We start from the raw sequence: 18685 nt of genomic DNA on the forward strand, positions 1-18685 counted from the left end.
TTGTCAGCCAGCCAGCCGCCGCAGGGCCGGCGCTGGCTGGCGGCCATGCCAAAGCGCCACTTTACCAAAGCGCTGGAAAGGCCTTAACAGGCGCGATGATGCCCCGGAACGCCTTTGTCCAAACCGTCGAAGGGGCCACCCTGGCTCGCGCGGATATTCTCGCCCTCATGCCGGCGAACGGTGCGGGCACAGTCAACCTTGTCGCTTGCGATCTGGGCGAGGCGGACCTGGCCGATCTTGATCTTGGCGGGTGGCGATTTGAGCGTTGCAGCCTGCGCAGTGCAGACCTGACCGGCGCCAATCTTGAGCGCACGCAATGGCTGTCTTGCCGTGGCCCGTTTGCAGTCTTCCTGAACGCGGATCTGTCAGACGCCACCATCCAGTCGTGCGACTTCAACAATGCCAATTTGCGCCATGCCCGCTTGACCGGCACGCGCATCACCGGCTGCAAGCTAACCGGCGCCGACTTGACCGATGCCCGGACGATCGACCTGCATTGCGAGGAAGTCTTGCTGGTCGGAGCCAAACTGGCCGGCCTGAGCTTTCGCAAAAGGCATCTCCAGCGCCTGGATTTGAGCCAGGCCGATCTGCGCAAAGTCGATTTCCGGGACGCCACGTTCGAGGCCTGCAGCCTGCGCGACGCGTTGCTGGGCGGCGCGCGCTTTGAAAAGGCAGATCTGCGCGGGGCCCAACTCGACGGGTTGCGCCTGGTCGATGCTGCCTTGTTTCGCGGCGCGACCATATCCCGCGACCAGGCCGCGCAATTGATCGCCGAACTTGGCCTGACGCTTGGCTAGGCGGCGTGGCCCGCCCTGTCACCCGGCCGACTGCAGGGAAAGCTGTACGAGCAAGCCGCCGCGCTGCCCCTCGCGCAGATCCAGGCCACCGCCGTGGAGCGCAACGAGGTTGCGCACGATCGCCAGCCCGAACCCGTCGCCCTGTGGCGTCTCGTCCAGCCGGATGCCGGGCTGCAGTGCCAGTTCGCGCTGGTCGGCCGCAATGCCTGGTCCATCGTCTTCAATGGCCACCAGGATTCGCCCGCCCTCTGCCGAGGCGCTGACCGACACGGCCGTGCGCGCATGACGCGCTGCGTTGTCGAGCAGATTGCCAAGGATTTCTGACAGGTCATGTCCATCAAGGGTCACTGCGAGGCTGCCCGGCACATCAACCGATATGGCCAGGGCCGGATGCAGCGAGCGGATCACGCCCGTGACATCGGCGACTGCAGGCGCCAGCGGCGTCCTGGCGCGATGGGCCACCGCCACGGACCTTGCCCTGGCGAGATGATGGCGGATGACGCTCTCGATCCGGGCGATCTGGCTGGTCGCCAGGGGATTATCTTCGACCGTGAGCGCGAGTGTGGCCACCGGGGTCTTCAACGCATGGGCGAGATTGGCCGCCGACGCCCGAGCGGCATGGAGCGCTGCGGCGCTTTCGCAAGACATGGCGTTGAGTTCGACCGCCAGCGGTTTGAGTTCCGCAGGCTGATCCTCGTCCACTGTCGTTCGCGTGCCAAGGCGAATTTCGCCAAGCTGTTCGCGCAGGAGGGCAATGGGCCGCAGGGCAAGGCGCAGCTGGAACAGCGCCGCCAGCGTGAACAGCACGGCAAGCACGGCAATGACAGACAGCAGGGGCACGAGCGCGGCACGGATCGGCCGGGCGATCACTTGCGGCGGCGCGGCGGCAATGAGAGTCACGGTTCCGCGGCTGGTGCTGATGACTGCCTGCCGGGCATGAACGTGCCCTTCGCCCGCCATCCCCTCGCGCGGAACGGGAAGCGAGGGCGCGGGCAAGGGGCCGGCCGGCGGACGCGGTTCGCCCGGCGGTGGTGGCGGCGCCGGGTCGAGCGCGGGAAAATCCGTCGAACCAATCTCTCCATCCGGACCGATGATCCGCCAGCGCCATTCCGGGCGCAGCGTCATGATCCCGATCCGTTGCTCGATGCGGGTGCGGTCGATCGTCCCATCGTCGCGCACGGCGCCTGCCATCAGGGCGATCTGCGCATCGAGCCGCTGGTCCAGCCCTTCGATCACGAAATGGGTGAGGATGCCCGCGACAGACCATCCCGCAATACCCAGTGCCATCACCGTGGCCACGGCCGACAGCGCCAGCATCCGGGCCCGCAACGACCAGCGCTTCATGGCGTTGCCCCCGCGGTCAGGCGATAGCCCCGGCCGCGCACGGTCTCGATCAGCGTTGCGCCGATCTTGCGACGCAGGCGGCCGATGATGACATCGAGCGTGTTGGAATCGACGTCCGCATCGCCTTCATACATGCGCTCGATCAGGTCGAGCCGTTCGACCACCGCCTCCCGGCGCATCATCAGTTGCGAAAGCGCTCTCCATTCGAACGCGGTGAGACGCAGCGGCAGGCCATCCAGCTCGAACTGCCCGGTCTGGCTTTCGAACACCAGTGGCCCGCAGACCATGTGGGGATTGGCATGCCCGGCGGCGCGCCGCACGATGGCGCGCAACCGCATCATCAGTTCCTCGATGCGGAAGGGCTTGGTCAGATAATCGTCCGCGCCCGCCTTGTAGGCGGAAACTTTGTCCGCCCAGGCCTCGCGCGCGGTCAGCACGAGAACGGGCACGCTCGTCATGCCCTTGCGCCAGTCTGCCAGCACCGCCGCCCCCGCCTTGCCGGGCAGGCCCAAGTCGAGGATCACGGCATCGTAAGGCTCGGTTTCGCCAAGGTGCTGGGCATCGATCCCGTTGTCGACAAGATCGACCGCGCAATTTTCGCTGCGCAGCTTGCGCGCGATTGCCTCGCCAAGGTCGGGATCATCTTCGACAAGCAGAATACGCATGGCCGCAGATTACCGCCGCAGGTTAAACCGAACATGAAACGCCAGCTTCAGGCTGCGTCGGACAAGGCATCATAGAAAAATGCCATCGACAACCCAAGGAGTTGAAAGATGGTCGATTGGAAAAAACCGGTCCGGCACATTCCGCATCGGGTCAAGCTGGCCAGTGGCATGGCCGTGTTGTTCGCATTGGGCGGCGCTGCCGGGGCGGGCGCTGTATCCCTTACCCGGCCGACGGTGGAAATGGCGCCCACGCTTCCCACCGCAATCGCCAAAGTGGCGCAGCGCAGCGGGATCACCACCGTGAAGGGCCGGGTCGCCGAAGTCTATGGCGATCGCTTCATTCTGCAGGACAACACCGGCCGCCTGCTGGTTGACGCCGGCCATGGCGGTTCCAGCCAGATGCGTTCGGGCAATGCCGTGATGGTCCAGGGTCGATACGAGAACGGCCAGATGCACGCCTCCTATCTCGTCGATCCACAAGGCAGCGTCACCCAGGTCGGTGGTCCGCCGCCGCCGCCACCCCCTCCGCCTCCGCCGGCGCATGGTCCGGGCCATGACGCACCGCCGCCCCCTCCCCCTCCGCCTCCGCCTCCGCCTCCGGGAGCCGGACCCAACCCGCTACCGCCGGGTACGGGCGCAAACCCGCCGCCGCCGCCCTTGCCCAACGGCGGCGCTGCACCTCCCGCTCCTCCGCCGCCGGATGCCAGCCGCGCCGACAATCGCCCCGGCCCGGCCAATCCGCCCGCGCCGCCCGCGGGGCTGGACACCAAGTAATGACCCTGGACAGCCGCGCTATTGCTTGGCGCGGCTGTCGCCTCACCCTTTGCAGACTGGCATCCGGCCCGCAGCAGGCAGGATCGGCGCCGGGCGCGCCGCAGCGCGTGCGGCGAATTGCCAGCATCGGCCCGATCTGGTAATGCCCTGAAATTCTACGACTGATCATGTCAACCGCAGGAGCGTGAAATGGACCGGAAGACGCGCTGATTTCGCCCGTCGCTTTCCTGATTCCGGTACCATCATGTCATCCTTCCTCACGCTCGAATCCGTGGCCCTGGCCACGCCTGTCGGTCAGCCGCTGTTTTCCGGCCTGTCGCTCAATCTCGGCCGGGAATGTGTCGGCGTAGTTGGCCGCAATGGCGCGGGCAAATCCACGCTGCTGCGCGCGATCCTCGGCACGATCCCGCCTCAGGCCGGCACGATCACCGTGAACGGCACGATCGGCATGCTCGGCCAGGCCGTGGCGCCCGGCACCGAATCGGCAGCGTCTGCCCTGGGTGTTGCCGCCCACCTCGCCCGACTGGACCGCATCGAAGCCGGCGCTGGCACGGAACACGATTTTGCCGAAGCGGACTGGACCCTGCCCTATCGGCTGGCCGATGCCCTGGCCAGCGTGGGCATGCCAGCACCCGACCTTGGGCGCCCACTGGCCAGCTTCAGCGGTGGCGAGCGGACCCGGCTGGCGATTGCCCGCGTGCTGATCGCGTCTCCCGACCTCTTGTTGCTCGACGAACCCACCAACAACCTCGACGCGGATGGCAGGGCGGCCATTGCCGATCTTCTGGCCAACTGGCGCGGCGGCGCGCTGCTCGTCAGCCATGATCGCCATCTACTCGAAGGGGTGGACCGGATCGTCTCGCTTTCGCCGACCGGGGTAGCGGTCCACGGCGGTGGCTGGTCATCCTGGGTCGAAGCACGTGACGCGGCAAAAGCGCGCGCCGAGGCAAACCTGACCGAGGCGCAACGGCAAGCTCGCACCGCCCGGCGCGAAGCACAGGCCGCGCACGAGAGACAGGCACGGCGCGATCGCAGTGGTCAGGCCTATGCCGCCAGCGGCAGCGCGCCGAAAATCCTGCTTGGCCGGCAACGCGAGCGCGCGCAGAACAGCGGTGGCCGTGGCCATACCCTTGCCCAGCAGCGCATCGAAGCGCAGGCGTCGGCACTCGAAGCGGCACGGTCCCATGTCGAGGTGGCAACGCCGCTCAAGATCGTGTTGCCACCGTGCGGCCTGCACGCGAACCGGCTTGCCCTCGCGTTTGACGGCGTGACATGGGAGGCTGGCGGGCGCACCATTATCGATAGTCTGTCATTCGACCTGCACGGCCCCGCACGCGTGGCGTTGACCGGCCGCAACGGCACCGGCAAGTCCTCGGTGCTGCGGCTTGCAGCAGGCCTGGCCATGCCAACCCGCGGCCGGATCGAACGCCCCGTGGCGCACGCCCTCCTGGACCAGACGGTAAGCATGCTTGATCGCGCGACCAGCCTGATTGACAACATGCGCCGGCTCAACCCCGGACTGGACGATAACAGCGCCCGTGCCGCGCTCGCCAGGTTTGCCTTCCGCAACACCGAGGGCGACAAGCTGGTCGGGCAGTTGAGCGGCGGGGAATGCCTGCGCGCCGGCCTGGCCTGTGTGCTATCGGCGCGCACCACGCCGCAATTGCTGATGCTCGACGAACCGACCAATCACCTCGACATCGCATCCATCGAGATTATCGAGCAGGCGCTGCGCGACTACGACGGCGCGCTGCTGGTGGTCAGCCACGATGGCGCGTTCCTGGACGCGATCGGCATTGCACGGCAGATCCAACTCTGACCTGCACAGGCAGGGCCGCCGTTGACCGGACCCTGTTGCGCGCGCCGGTCGATCGCTGGTGGCTCACGCCCGGTTCACCGCCACTTGGCCTGTGATACGGCCTACCACCGTGCCGGATCGTTGATCTGGCGCAGCAGGTTTTCTTGCCAGTCGGGGGTGGAAAGGAGTTCCTCCATCATGAAAAAGCCCAGCCGGCGATAGCTTTCCCACTGCGCCTCGTCGAAGAACTGGTCCCCGGTGGTTTCGTGCGGAAAGGCGGAGTGCGCCGTGGCATAGCCGGTGACATCGGCCGAAACCCCTTCGCACAGGCGCGGCTTGATCCACACGATATGCCCGATCACGCCATAGGAATTGTCATCCTCGGGCACTGTGCGGCCATGAACTTCGAGTAGCAGGCAGAACGCGCGGTCGATCGGGCTCGCCGCCGTCCCTGGCGCGCTGCGCCGCGCCGCCCGCAGGCGCCAGTCCTCCTCCTCGCCATTGAGGAACAGGGAGGCGGCCGTGCTGCCCACCAGGTGCTGCACTTTGGTGGGCTTGGCCACTTCCAAGCCAAACCCCAGGTCGATCCGCGCCTTTCGCGCCAGATTTTCCAGGTCTTCGAACACAAAGCCGGGATCGGCACCATTGTCGGCCACCACGATCGTGCGGACCCGCCGCCGCAGCAGTTCGTAAGCGCCGCTGTTCTCGAAATGGCCACCGTCGGACAGATAGACGCGGCTGTAGCGGCGGGTGAAATAGCCGCGCATTTCCGAACCGAGATAGAAGAACGTGCGGAACAGCCGCGATGTGAAATGCCAGGCTTTCCGCTTGCGCGGTTCGCCCTCGCTTTCGCGCAGCAGCATGTCCACATGCCACCAATAGCCCAGGCGGATATTGGCAAAGCACAGCGCCAGCGACCCACCCAGCGTGGTGCGCGATCCCATCCCGGTTGACGCCGCCGCCCCGGAAATCGCACACAACTGCCCCAGCGAAAGCCCTTCCACGCCGGCCGCTTCCAACGCGCTCCAAGCAAAGAACGCGCCCGTCGGCGTGCCCGGTGTCGTGGCGTTGACGAACAGCCCCTCGGGCGCAAAGACCATCGGCACGCCCTTGCGATCGCGTTCCAGCAACTGCGAATGGGCGCTGCTGACCGTTTCATTGAGCGTGACGTTGATCAGGTGCAGCGGCGCCAGGGTGCGCTGTTGCTGATAGACGGCGATCGGCACCTGGTCGCCCGGATCGGTCTCGGTGATCGGCTTGGCCGCGTCACCTCCCTTGCCCGGCCTGGCTTCGGGACGGGGGAGACCGCCTTGCAGCCGGTTGATGTTGGTCGCCCCAACATACGCCCGCGTCAGCCGCGCGGCATAGATGCCATGGAGCGACGAAAGGTTGATGAATCCGGTGGCCCAGCCCGTGGCCATCATCAGGCCCAGCACCACGACAAGCGCGATCGCCACAATTTGCCCGTTCCATCGCCCTGGCAAGCCGGACACCCAGCGCTGCCCATCGAACAACAGGGCCTGCACCGTCACATCCGCCCCCACCGAAACCAGGCCATAGAGCAGCACCCCGGCCGCCAGCGCCAGGGTCCAGACATGGCGCCCCAGCATCGCCGCCAGCTTGCCATCGCCACTCACCCAACCGGGCAACTTGTTGATCAGCCAGGCGCCCAGCGGCGCGAGCGCCAGGCCTAGCGCCTGGCGCAGGCCAATCCCGGCCTGGTTCTGGCGCGCGATCCAGTCATAGGCACTCAATCCCAAGGTGTTGATCGTGGCCAGTGCCGCCAGGCCCAGCGACAGCCCCAGCAGATTGCCGCCCCAGCGCGTCAACCGGCTGCGTACGTCGGCGGTATAGGCATCATCGGGCGCCACTTTGGCATGCTGGGACAGGTAAGCGGCCAGAAGTGCGGCCAACGCACCGATCACCGCCAGAAGCACACCCGCCAGCACCATCAGGCTGGCCCCCTCGCCAGACGGAAACTGGCGCCAGGCGGCCCATCCCACGCCAATGGCAGCCAGCCACAGCACGATGCCGGCCGTGAGCCGCGCCCAGGCAGGGCTTTGTTTGTCCCGGCTGCGCTGGTCCTGACCGCGCCCGGCAGAGGATAGCACTTCCGTGTACCAATAGCCCAACCACACCGCCAGGGTGACAAAGGCCAGCGCCAGCACCGGCCACCACAGCAGGCTGGGCAGCAGGTGGAACGGCTGGGCACAGGCACCAGCGCGCACCGGTTGCAGGCAGCCCGCCGCATTCGCCGCCATCGGCGCGGCGGAAAGCGGCGCGCGCAAGGTTCCGTTCGGATCGGCATTCGCCACCGTCCAGGCCGTCAGCCCGGTCATCACCGTGGCCAGAAACACCACCGACAGCAGGAAGACATAGAGCATCGCCAGCCAGTTGCGCGCCATATAGGCGGCTGCGGGCAGATAGTCCGACGCGCCGTTTGGCGCCAGATAGCGGCTATGCTCGCGCAGCCAGCGTACCGGGTGGCGCAAGGTCCGCCCATCCCACCGCAGCAGCGTGGCGTCCGAACGCGATGAAAGCACGGCCTGTGCCAGATTGGCTTCATCCAATATCACGCTATCGGTTGCGTCAAGGCCGGCATTGCCACCCCGCGCGCTGTCGGGCAGGAACAGGCTGCCCAGGAAACTGCCGAAATAGCCGCCGCCGGAAACAGTGGAACAGTAATCGAAATCGAGCAGACGCCCTGCACGCGCCAGCGCCTGGGCCAACCCCAGGCTCAAGGTGGCGCTGCGAATGCCGCCGCCCGAAAACGCCACGCCCATCGTGCCGGGCGGCACCGCCGCATCGATTTCCGGCCCCTTGCCGCCCACCCACTGGCGCAACAACGCGCGCCGCGCGTCGATGGCATTGTCCGTCGCCTTCGCCTCGTCCATCTCGGCCCCCTTGTCCTGTCTACTCATCCTGCCGGCTCACCCAACTGGCTCACCCCGCCGCCTGCCGCCGCGAAAACGCCCCGATCAGCATCGGAATGCCGGCCAGCAGCGCCGAAATCGTGGCGTTGAGATTGTCCCCCTGTTGCGCCGCGCCATAGGCCACCAGCAGCAGGCCCAGCGGCACCCCCACCAGCAGCGGCCAGCGCGCCAGGTTCCAATCCCCCTGGGGCATGCGCGCCCGCCAGCGGCGAATGGTCTTGGGCCGCTCGGCCTGGCGCACGAACATGGCAAAGCTCTCGTTGAACAGGCGTGGTCCCGGCTCGAGCGTGACCAACCGCCGCCGCACCAGGGAACGCAGCACGAGCGAGGCATGGATGTTGACATGGTGCCCACGGGCGATGGCATCGAGCACCACGCATTCCGCCTGGGTGGAAGCAAACCACAACTGCTCGTAATATTCGATCAGGTGCACGCGCAGGAAATCGATCGCGGCGGGCACGGTGGGCAGCTTGATGCCACTGGCCCAGGCGCACAGCGCAGCGGGCCGCGCGCCTTCCGACAGGCTATCGACCCCGGGCAAGAGCGTGGCCACGATATGGCGGGGCAGATGCCGCAATTCGTGCAACAGCGCCTTGGCAGGCGCCAACAACGCCTCGTCCTCATCCACCATGGCGCGGTCGATCAAGGGCCCGCCGTCTTTCGGCGTATGGGTCACGAACGTCTGGAAAAACCGCGCCCAGCGCAGCTCTTCAAGGCCCGCCGTTCGCTCCACCTGCCCGGCGTTTTCCGCGTCCACCACATCGAGGATGCGTTCCAGCGGGGTGAGGTCGGAATAGACCACCAGTTGTCGTAGCTTGCCATTGCGCACGGCGCGGTCGGCCTGCTCCAGAAAGACCAGCGCCGCACGGCGCCGCGCGGCATCGCGCAGCAGCAGCGACAGGCCATAGACCTGCAGGATACCCGCCTGGGGCATCAGCCCGGCTGCCAGAGTCCGCACATCCTGATCGCCCAGCTTGGCCGGATCGGGGTAGAGCAGCACATCGGACAGGTCGATGGTGACGCTGCCTGCCGCATCTTGCGCGTCCAGTTCGCCCATCAGCGCTTCCCGGCTGGCATGATCGCCACCCACCACCAGCAATCGGGGCGCGGTGCGCACGCCGGCCACTTCCGGCGCAGCCACGCCCAGCGGCACCCCGAACCCGCACAGCGCGCGCAGCACAAGGCGGGGCAACCAAAGCCACAGCGCGACCAGTGGAACCACGCCGAACACCAAGAGAGCCAGCCAATCGAGCGGCGGCAACCATTCGATGTCGTAACTGCCGCCGTTGCGGCCTTGCCCCAAGTCAGTTGGCGCCGCCACACCATCGCCGAACCAATGGCCCTGGCGCATGGACCAGATGGCAGAAGCAAGGGCCGATGCCGGCCACTGCGTGGACGCCGGCTCCCCGTCTTCCCGCTGCTGGCTGCGCACCAGGCGCCCGATGCAGGCGTTGCGCTCCGCTTCCTGCCCGGCCAGCGTGAGCCCATCGACGGGAATGCCCTGGCATTGCGCCGTGGCCACCAGATGGGCGCGGCGATCGCGATCGACATCGGCCAGCCGCGCGGCGATGGCCTGGTCGTTGCGATGATGCGCCACGGAAAAGGCACGCGCATCCAGCCACACCAGTGTGCCGGGCACCAGCGCCATCAAGGCGATCAATCCCACCACCAGGTGGTGAAACGGCCGCTCTGCCTTCGGTGTCAGGGCTTCGTCGCTATCAGGCTGGGCACAGACCCACACGCCCATGCTCACCACCGCCGCCGGCACCGCCAACGCGCAAAAGGCCAGGGCCGGCGCCATCGTGTGCAGCGTCAGGGCAAGGACCAGGGCCACGATCAGGATGCCGATGGCCAGGGGCCCCACGCGCCGCGCCAGCCAGGCATAGACCTCCGCCCCGGCCTGGTGCGGCCAAAGATCGGCCCAGCGCGCCGGTGGGCATAGTCCGGGCAAGCCCGGCTTCACCCGCAGGCCCAACAGCAATCCGCCGGCCACCAGCACCATCAGTACCAGCAGCGCCAGTGCGCTCCACAACGCCAGGCTGGTCGTGCGCGCGGCAACCGCGTCGGTTTCGGCCAGGTTGCTCCAGACCAGCACCACCCAACTGGTGCCCGGCACCGGCATGGCGGCAAAGCTGGCCTGGCGCCCGCCATAGCGCGCGTTGAAATGCAGCACCTCGGGCTTCCCGCCCAGCGCATCGGGGCGTGCCAAGGCCACGATCTTTCCGGGGATGGCACGATCAGCCTCCGCCTGCTCCGCCAGGTTTTCCAATCCGGCGTGGCCGCGCTGGGCATGAAAGATCACCGGCAGGCGCAGATCGTCACCCGCCCAGTTGCGCGTTTCCACCACCATGAAGCGCTGATCGGGGCGTAGGTTCGCCAGGCGGGCAGGCTGCAAAAGCGCATCGAGCTGGAATGCCCCTGCCGCATAGCGATCGGCCTGGCCGGGCTCTCCCTGCAGGCGGGCCGCCAGCACGGCGGTATCCAGCCCCATGGTTTGCGAACGCACGCCGCTGGCGAGCCATGCAATGCTTCGCGAATTGGCCGTGGTGGTGTTGGCCGTCTCGGGCTGGTCGCGCAGGCGCTGGAAATAGTCCCGCCCACTCAGATCCACGGCCACCGGCCGCCGCGGGCTGAGCGAGCAAAGGCGGCCATCGGCCGGGACAGCCACGTTGTCGCCCGGTTTCACCCGGGGCGGCAACATGCCGTCTTCATACAGCACGTTCGCTTCGGCAAAGCCTGCACACGAAATGTCGGGCCTTTCACCGGCCAGCAGCGTGGCCAACTGACGCGCCTGCGCATGCACTTGCGTGCCGATCGCGCGCGCCAGGTTCTGCGCGGTTGTCGCCGCGGCGCGTGCGGTCGATTGCCGGCCGGCATCGGTATCGTGCGCCAGCAACACCATGAACAGCGCCAGCACCAGCGCGGCGGGTACCCCGGCCAGCATGGCAATCACTTCGATCCGGCGGGACGATTGCCCCGCGCCCATCAGTTGAAAACGCAGGAACGGCAGAAGTACCGCCAGGAACAGCAGCACCAGCAGCGCGCCCATCCGCTCCACCGGCATGGTTTCGAGCCAGCGTTTGGTCATGGCCGATTGCGGCATCAGCGCCACGACGTAACACGCCGTGGTCCCCGCCGGATTGGCGCCAGCACCACCGGTTGCGCCACCGCACGGCTGGCTCACCGCGTTGGGTACCAGGAACGGTTTGATATAGGCCAGGTAATCCTCGCCACCCACGCTCATTGCCACCACGTCGCGCACGGCGCCGATGGCAATGTCGTGCCCGCCTTCGGGCGTGCCCTCGCCGCTTTTGGCACCCAAGCCGCTGCCGATCTCGCGCGCCAGGTTGCGTCCCATGGCGCCGGTCTCGGCCAACCCGCTGATAGTATCGATCGGCAGGGGCGGATCGCCCAGTTGCGCGACAATATGGCCGCTGCCGTCCACCAGAAGAAAGTGCGAAATCGGCGTGTCTTCCACGCTGGTGTTGATCAGCCGGTCCAGCGGCACGCGCGCCATGAAGCAGGCAATGATCTTGCGTGGTCCGGCGTCGGGATCATTGCGGATGGCACCGGCAACTTGCAGGCGAATGCCCTGGCCTGGATGTTGGCCCTGTTCATAGCCGATGGCGATGGAACGATCGTCCAGCTTCGCATTGATCACGTCGTCGCAGGTGTTGTTCTCGTCGACGCCGTAGATATGCAGGATATATCGCCCCAGGTCGGGGTGGAACATCACCAGGGTCTGGTTCGCCGCCGAAGACGTCACCGCTGCGGTCTTTGCGTTTTTCTGTTGCTCGTCTTGTTTCGGGGCAGCATTCACATTGGCTCGCGCCATGCGCTCGATATCCAGCGGCCAGGATTGCAGCCCTTGTGCGGCGATTTCCACGAGGTGGAAATTGCTCTTGTGCGTGCTGTTGACGACGATCAAACTATGAACAAAAGCAACCAAACCAACGCCAAGGCTGGTTAACGCCACCAGGACTGCACAGACGCGCAGCCAATAAGGCAAAACCCGCCTTGGCGCCGCAGATGCCGCATCTGAACCAACCGATTTCTGTGAATCCACCATACCGGCTGCCCCCGCTTCCGGCCCTGCAAGACACGAATCTTGGTATTTATTGCAGGATTACGAAAGCTAACACGGAGCAGCACTTGGGCAATAGCAATATTTTTAATTTCAAATTGGTGGTTTCGTGATCAAGGCAACTGCCGACTTGGAGGCTGATTCAAAATTCGCCGGAAGGCGAAGTTTGGGTTCGGCACCGGCAGCCTCTCCGAAACTACGTCGCAGACGTAGTTCGGGTCGGGCTTTCACGCAAAACGCGGCGCGCGGCGATGCGCAAAGGCGGCGATGCCTTCCGCGGCCTCGGCCCCGGCGCCGGCCTGGGCAATGCGCACCACTTCCAGGTCAAGCTGGGTGGCCAGGTCGTTTTGCAGGCTCTCGGCAAGCAGTGCGCGGGCGCCGGCGATGGCAGCAAGCGGCCCCTGCGCCAGGCGTTGCGCCACGGCCAGGCCCTCGGCGTGCAGGTCCTCGGCCGCCACGGTGCGGGTGACCAGGCCAATCGCCGCGGCTTCCTCTGCGCCGATGCGGCGGTTGGTCAGGATGATCTCCTGCGCGCGGCGCAAGCCCACCACGCGTGGCAGTGTCCAACTCATGCCGCCATCGGGGGTCAGCCCCACCATGCCATAGGCGGCGGTGAAGTGCGCCCCGGGCGCAGCCAGCACCACGTCGCCCAGGATCGCCAGGCTCAGCCCCGCGCCCGCCGCCGGGCCGTTGACCAGCGTGACCAGCGGCTTGCCCATCTGCGCCAGCTTGAGCACGCTGCGATGCACCGCGCCTGCCAGCGCGAAGAGAAAGGCCGACGGCCCCTCGCTCGCCGTGCCGAACGCGCTCACGTCACCCCCGCCGCAAAACAGCTTGCCCATGCCGGTCAGCACCACGCAGCGCACCGCGGTATCGGCAATCGCCGCATCCACCTGCTGTTCCAGCCGCAGCGCGGTGGGCATGTCCAGCGTGTTGCCCGCCGTCGGGCGGTTGAGCGTCAGGATCGCCACGGCATCGTGCCGTTCCAGCACCACCAGATCATCGTTCATGCGCAGGCCTCCATCGCTTCGCGGCCCAGCCGGGCCAGGCGGGGGAAGGCTTTCGCCCGCTCCGCCGCCTGGGCGTTGGCCGCCGTGCCGCGCAGCACGCGGCCCTTGATCCCGTGAAAGATCGCGGCCAGCCGGAAGAACTGGAACGCGACATAGAAATCCCAGTTGGCAATGCCATCCCGCCCCGTGCGCGCGCAATAGCGGGCCATATAGTCCGCCTCGCTCGGCAGGCCCAATGGCACAGGGTCCGCCCCGCCCAGTCCCGCCACGATGTCGGGCGGCATGCGATAGAGCATGGCGTGATAGGCAAAGTCCGCCAGCGGGTGCCCCAGCGTGGACAATTCCCAGTCCAGCACCGCCAGAACGCGCGGCTCGCTGGGGTGGAAGATCATGTTGTCGCAGCGGAAATCGCCGTGGACCAGAGTGGTCGTATCATCGTCGGGAATGGCCGTGGGCAGCCAGGCGACCAGCGCGTCCATATCGGCGTCGCGGCCGGCAAGCTCGTCTTCCAGGTATTGCCGCGTCCAGCGCCCGATCTGCCGCGCGAAGTAATTGCCCGGCCTGCCATAGTCGGCCAGGCCCACTGCCACGTGGTCCACGCCGTGCAGCGCGGCGATCACGCGGTTCATCTCATCGAAATAGGCGGCCCGATCGGCCTTGGGCACCTCGGCAAAGCTCGTGTCCCAGAACACGCGCCCGTCTACCATGTCCATCACGTAGAACGCGCTGCCGATCACGGCATCGTCGTCGCACACGCCCAGGATGCGCGCCACCGGCACGTCGCTTGTCGCCAGGGCCTGCTGCACGCGCGCTTCGCGCAGCACGTCGTGCGCGCCTTTGAGCACGGCGCCGGGCGGCTTGCGCCGCAAGACATAGCGCGCGCCCGGCGTTTCCAGGCGATAGGTGGGGTTCGATTGCCCGCCGTTGAACTGCCCAATGGTCAGCGGCCCGGCAAAGCCATCGACATGGGCCGAAAGCCACGAAGCCAGCGCGCCTTCGTCCAGCGCGGTGCGCACCGCGCCTACGCCGGCATTGGCCTGCGCGATCTGCGCCGCGTCGAGCTTGTCAGTGGGCATCGACGGTTTCCTGGGCCTGCTTCCAGTCGCGCTTGATCTTCTTGGCCAGGCTCCACTTGTGCACTTCGGTGGGGCCATCATAGATGCGGAACGCACGGATTTCGCGGAACACCTGCTCCACGATCGTCTTGTCGGTCACGCCGGTGCCGCCCATCACCTGCACGCAACGATCGGCCACGCGCATCAGCGCTTCGGACACGGCCACTTTGGCCATGCTGCTTTCCGCAGTGCCCAGGCTGCCGGTGTCGAGCACGCCCGCGCACCAGTCGATCATCAGTTCCGCCTGCTTCAGGTCGATCAGGTTTTCGGCGAGCATGAAGCCCACGCCCTCGTGGTCGATCAACGGCTTGCCAAAGGCCATGCGGCGATTGGCATAGTCGCTGGCAATCTCGTTGGCGCGCTGGCATGCGCCAAGCCAGCGCATGCAGTGCGAAAGGCGCGCGGGCGAAAGGCGGATCTGCGCATACTTGAAGCCTTCGCCCGCCTGGCCCAGCATCTGGTCGGCCGGCACGCGCAGGTTTTCGATCGTCACCGTGGCATGGCCGCCCGGCATCGAGGTATCGATCGTATTGGGCACGTGGTCGATGCGGATGGCAGGATCGGGCAGGTCGACCAGGAACATGCACGCCCCGCCCTGGCTGTCCGCCTCATCCGACCGGGCCATCACGATGCCCACTTGCGCGCCATCGGCCCCGGTGATGAAGCACTTGGTGCCATTGACCACCCAGTGGTTGCCGTCCTTGCGGCAGGTGGTGATCATCATCGAAGGGTCGGATCCCGCGCCTTGCAGTTCGGCCGGCTCGGTCATGAAAAAGGCCGAACGCGCGCGGCCTTCCACCATCGGTTTGAGGAAGCGCTCGCGCAAATGGGCATCGCCCACTTTGCCCAGCAGGTACATGTTGCCTTCATCGGGCGCGGCGGTGTTGCAGGCCAGCGGGCCCAGCGGGGAAAGCCCGGTGGCGGCAAGTACCACCGCGGTTTCGCGCTGGGTCAGGTGGCCCCCGCCGGGAAGGATATGCGGGGTCAGCACGCCCGCCGCGCGCGCCTTTTCGCGCAGTTCGCGCACCAGGTCGTCGGTCGGCGCGCCATGGTGGTCGCGCCGACCGTCTTTTTCATAAGGCACCACCACGGCGCGCACGAAGGCTTCCACCTTCCGCGCCAGGTCTTGCGCCGCTGCCATCCCGATCCCGCTCATCACCCTCTCCCTTTTCTGTTCGGCCCGGCGTCTTGGTGTCAGCGCGGCGCCATGCGGATCGCGCCGTCCAGGCGGATCACTTCGCCGTTGAGCATCGGGTTGGTCACGATCGCTTCCACCAGCTTGGCATATTCGGCCGGCTGGCCCAGGCGGCTGGGGAACGGCACTTGGTTGCCGAGCGAATCCTGCGCTTCCTGCGGCAGGCTGGCGAGCAGCGGTGTCCAGAAAATGCCCGGCGCGATGGTGTTGACGCGAATGCCGAAGCGGGCGAGTTCGCGGGCGATCGGCAGGGCCATGGCCACCACCCCGCCTTTGCTGGCGGCATAGGCCGGCTGGCCGATCTGCCCGTCGAACGCGGCGACGCTGGCGGTGTTGACGATCACCCCGCGCGCACCATCGGCATCGAGCGGCTCGGCATCGAAAATGCGCGCGGCGAATTTCGACAGCACGTTGAACGTGCCGATCAGGTTGATGTTGATGATCCGGGCGAAATCGGCCAGCGGCAGCGGCTGCCCTTCGCGGTTGAGCACTTTGGCCGGCGGGCCGATCCCGGCGCAATTGACCAGGATCCGCGCCTTGCCGTTCAGGCCTTCGGCCTCGGCAATGGCATCGGCCACGGCGTCTTCGTCGGTGACGTTGACCGCCTTGAACAGGCCGCCGATTTCCGCCGCCTTGGCCGTGCCCAGTTCGGCATTGAGATCGAACAGCGTGACCTTGGCCCCGCGCGCGGCAAGCAGTTCGGCCGTGGCCGCGCCCAGGCCCGAGGCCCCGCCGGTCACGATCGCCGCAACGCCATTGATATCCATGAATGCATCTCCCGCAGATTATCGATTTGCTGATGTCTTAGACGGCTTTGCCGATGGGCCTCACTGGCCGAAAAACGAGGGTGCCCTCATCCGGCCAGCGCGCGCGCAATCACCATGCGCTGGATATCGGATGTGCCTTCATAGATCTGGCACACGCGCACATCGCGATAGATCTTGGCCACGCCATATTCCTCCAGGTAGCCATAGCCACCCAGGGTCTGGATCGCGCCCGAAACCACCGCCTCGGCCGTTTCGGAGGCCACGAGCTTGGCCATCGACGCTTCGGTCAGGCACGGCGCGCCGGTCTGCTTGACGGCGGCGGCATGCAGCACCAGTTGCCGCGCCGCTTCCAGCCGGGCGGCCAGATCGGCCAGGCGGTGCCCCACCGCCTGGTGGGCGATGATCGGCTGGCCGAAGCTGCGCCGTTCCCTGGCATAGTCGAGCGCAATGGCCATGGCGGCGTCGGCCATGCCGATGCACTGCGCGGCAATGCCGATGCGCCCGGCTTCCAGGTTGGACAGCGCGATGCGATAGCCCTCGCCGGGCGCACCCAGCACCATGGCATCGGGCACGAACACGTCGTCAAAGCGGATCGCGCACGTGTCCGAGGCCCACTGCCCCAGCTTGTGCTCCACTTTGTCCACGACATAGCCAGGGCTATCGGTCGGGACCAGGAACGCGGTCATGCCCTTCTTGCCCGCTGCCGGGTCGGTCATGGCAAAGACGATTGCCAACCGGGCGATCCGGCCATTGGAAATGAACTGCTTGGCCCCGTTGAGGCGCCAGCCACCGTCCACCCGGTCGGCGCGGCAGCGCAGTGCAGCGGCATCCGATCCGGCGTCGGCCTCGGTCAGGGCAAAGGCCCCGGTGGCGCGGCCTGCGACCAGATCGGGCAGGAAGCGCTCACGCTGCTGTTCGCTGCCATAGCGCAGGATGCCGGCCACGATCAGGCTGTTGTGGATCGAAACGATGGTCGACAGCGCGCCGTCGCCCGCAGCGATCTCCATCAGTGCCAGGGCATAGGACACTGCGTCGAGCCCGGCCCCGCCCTCGCTTTCGGGTGCGGTCATTCCCATCAGGCCCAATTGCGCAAGCTGCGCAAAGAGTTCGGGCGGATAGCCACCGGCCGCTTCGAACGCGCGGGCCTGCGGGCGCAACTGCTCCTGGGCAAAGGCATGGACCATGTCGCGCACGGCAATCTGGGTTTCATCGAGAATCATAAAACTGACCGGACTATTGTTTACTCATGAGTAGATTGCCTTCTGCCTGGTATCGTGTCAACACGGCAGCGTTCCGCGCATGGAGTTAAATCTTGCCGCCTGCCGATTCCCCGTTCCAATCCCCGCAACAGCGCAGCAAGGCGCGCGCCGCCAAGCGCGAGGCGGTGCTGCGCGCGGCGGTGCAGATGTTCAACGAGCGCGGCTTTCACCAGACCTCGCTGGATGACGTTGCCGCGAGCCTGGGCATCTCCAAGCCGACGATCTACCACTACCTGGGCAACAAGGATCAGGTGCTGCTCGAATGCGTCACCATCGGCCTGTCGCAACTGCTTGAGGCGGCCGAACAATCGCGCCAGAGCGCGGGCACCGGGGCCGATCGGCTGATCGCCTTTCTCACCCGCTATGCCCAGGTCAACATGGACGATTTCGGGCGATGCGTGGTGCGCACCGGGGCAGAGGCGCTTGGCCCGGAAAGCCGGGCACAGTTCCAGGCGCTCAAGCGCAAGATCGACACGGCGATGCGCGAACTGATCGAAGAAGGCGTGGCCGATGGCTCGCTCGCCCCGGTCGATACCAAGCTGCTGGGCTTTGCCCTGGCCGGTGCGCTCAACTGGCCGGGCCGCTGGCACGATCCGGGCGGCGCCCTGCAGCCGGCGCAAATCGCGCAGCAATTGGTCGCCATGCTCGCGCAAGGTTTCCTGCCGCGCTAGGGCGCGCGCTGCTTCCATCGGCGGGCGCGCGCTGCCACAGGCGCGGATCGGCCAGGTGGATCGGCAGCGACAGGGCCAGCGGCAGGGCGATCCATGGCCAGGGCGCACCAACCAGCGCCGCGCGCAGGCCCAGCACGATCAGCGCCGCCGGGCCCAGCATGACCAGCACCAGGCCCAGACGCCGCCTGCGCGCAAGCAGCCAGGCCGCCTCCAGCACCAGTGCGGCCAGCATCACGTCGGCCGCATGGCCCGAGGCGAAATAGGCCTGCATGG

Annotated in this window: 14 protein-coding genes; 4 read left to right on the plus strand and 10 right to left on the minus strand. The window is 66.8% G+C overall.

Going from position 1 to position 18685, the window contains the following annotated elements; genetic code table 11:
• Window positions 1-98 precede the first annotated feature (98 nt).
• Window positions 99-797 carry a pentapeptide repeat-containing protein gene (locus tag FHW94_RS18145; RefSeq protein ID WP_168557316.1) on the plus strand — a complete coding sequence of 233 codons (699 nt, stop codon included), beginning with the start codon at window positions 99-101 and terminating at the stop codon, window positions 795-797.
• A gap of 18 nt (window positions 798-815) precedes the next feature.
• Here FHW94_RS18145 and FHW94_RS18150 read toward each other — a convergent pair whose 3' ends face one another.
• Together FHW94_RS18150 and FHW94_RS18155 are read right to left on the minus strand one after the other, a co-directional pair.
• The gene (locus FHW94_RS18150) at window positions 816-2141 is read right to left on the minus strand and encodes a HAMP domain-containing sensor histidine kinase (RefSeq protein WP_168557221.1); all 1326 of its coding nucleotides are present in this window, start codon (window positions 2139-2141) and stop codon (window positions 816-818) included.
• Window positions 2138-2806: a response regulator transcription factor gene (locus FHW94_RS18155; protein WP_168557222.1), complete on the minus strand. Its 669-nt coding sequence runs from the start codon at window positions 2804-2806 to the stop codon at window positions 2138-2140. The genes FHW94_RS18150 and FHW94_RS18155 overlap by 4 nt, the downstream gene beginning before the upstream one ends.
• A gap of 108 nt (window positions 2807-2914) precedes the next feature.
• Between FHW94_RS18155 and FHW94_RS23610 the strand changes: the two genes are divergently transcribed.
• Window positions 2915-3580, plus strand: coding sequence for a hypothetical protein (locus FHW94_RS23610; RefSeq protein WP_168557223.1), 666 nt, complete (start codon window positions 2915-2917; stop codon window positions 3578-3580).
• 244 nt (window positions 3581-3824) lie between these two features.
• A complete protein-coding gene (locus tag FHW94_RS18165) occupies window positions 3825-5399 on the plus strand; it encodes an ABC-F family ATP-binding cassette domain-containing protein (protein WP_168557224.1) in 1575 nt (524 codons plus the stop codon).
• A gap of 101 nt (window positions 5400-5500) precedes the next feature.
• Here the strand turns inward: FHW94_RS18165 and FHW94_RS18170 are convergent, their stop codons facing one another.
• From FHW94_RS18170 to FHW94_RS18200, 7 genes are all read right to left on the minus strand, one after another.
• Window positions 5501-8272 (minus strand): hypothetical protein, encoded by a 2772-nt coding sequence (locus tag FHW94_RS18170; RefSeq protein WP_168557225.1) that lies wholly within the window; start codon window positions 8270-8272, stop codon window positions 5501-5503.
• 49 nt (window positions 8273-8321) lie between these two features.
• Window positions 8322-12239, minus strand: a complete 3918-nt coding sequence (locus tag FHW94_RS18175) for a hypothetical protein (RefSeq protein WP_168557226.1) — start codon at window positions 12237-12239, stop codon at window positions 8322-8324.
• 383 nt (window positions 12240-12622) lie between these two features.
• Window positions 12623-13405 carry an enoyl-CoA hydratase/isomerase family protein gene (locus FHW94_RS18180; protein WP_168557227.1) on the minus strand — a complete coding sequence of 261 codons (783 nt, stop codon included), beginning with the start codon at window positions 13403-13405 and terminating at the stop codon, window positions 12623-12625.
• The gene (locus FHW94_RS18185) at window positions 13402-14481 is read right to left on the minus strand and encodes a phosphotransferase (protein WP_168557228.1); all 1080 of its coding nucleotides are present in this window, start codon (window positions 14479-14481) and stop codon (window positions 13402-13404) included. The genes FHW94_RS18180 and FHW94_RS18185 overlap by 4 nt, the downstream gene beginning before the upstream one ends.
• Window positions 14471-15676 carry an acyl-CoA dehydrogenase family protein gene (locus FHW94_RS18190; protein WP_168557229.1) on the minus strand — a complete coding sequence of 402 codons (1206 nt, stop codon included), beginning with the start codon at window positions 15674-15676 and terminating at the stop codon, window positions 14471-14473. The genes FHW94_RS18185 and FHW94_RS18190 overlap by 11 nt, the downstream gene beginning before the upstream one ends.
• A gap of 38 nt (window positions 15677-15714) precedes the next feature.
• Window positions 15715-16482, minus strand: a complete 768-nt coding sequence (locus FHW94_RS18195) for an SDR family NAD(P)-dependent oxidoreductase (protein WP_168557230.1) — start codon at window positions 16480-16482, stop codon at window positions 15715-15717.
• 86 nt (window positions 16483-16568) lie between these two features.
• Entirely contained in the window at window positions 16569-17702 is a 1134-nt protein-coding gene (locus FHW94_RS18200) for an acyl-CoA dehydrogenase family protein (RefSeq protein ID WP_168557231.1), read from the minus strand.
• Between the two features lie 92 nt (window positions 17703-17794).
• Between FHW94_RS18200 and FHW94_RS18205 the strand changes: the two genes are divergently transcribed.
• Window positions 17795-18412 carry a TetR/AcrR family transcriptional regulator gene (locus FHW94_RS18205; protein ID WP_246866242.1) on the plus strand — a complete coding sequence of 206 codons (618 nt, stop codon included), beginning with the start codon at window positions 17795-17797 and terminating at the stop codon, window positions 18410-18412.
• On the opposite strand, the gene FHW94_RS23395 is transcribed toward FHW94_RS18205, so the two are convergent.
• Window positions 18309-18683: a hypothetical protein gene (locus FHW94_RS23395; protein WP_246866243.1), complete on the minus strand. Its 375-nt coding sequence runs from the start codon at window positions 18681-18683 to the stop codon at window positions 18309-18311. The genes FHW94_RS18205 and FHW94_RS23395 overlap by 104 nt on opposite strands.
• Window positions 18684-18685 lie beyond the last annotated feature (2 nt).

Origin of the sequence: Novosphingobium sp. SG720 (assembly GCF_012275365.1) — a bacterium.
Classification (GTDB): Bacteria; Pseudomonadota; Alphaproteobacteria; order Sphingomonadales; family Sphingomonadaceae; genus Novosphingobium; species Novosphingobium rhizosphaerae.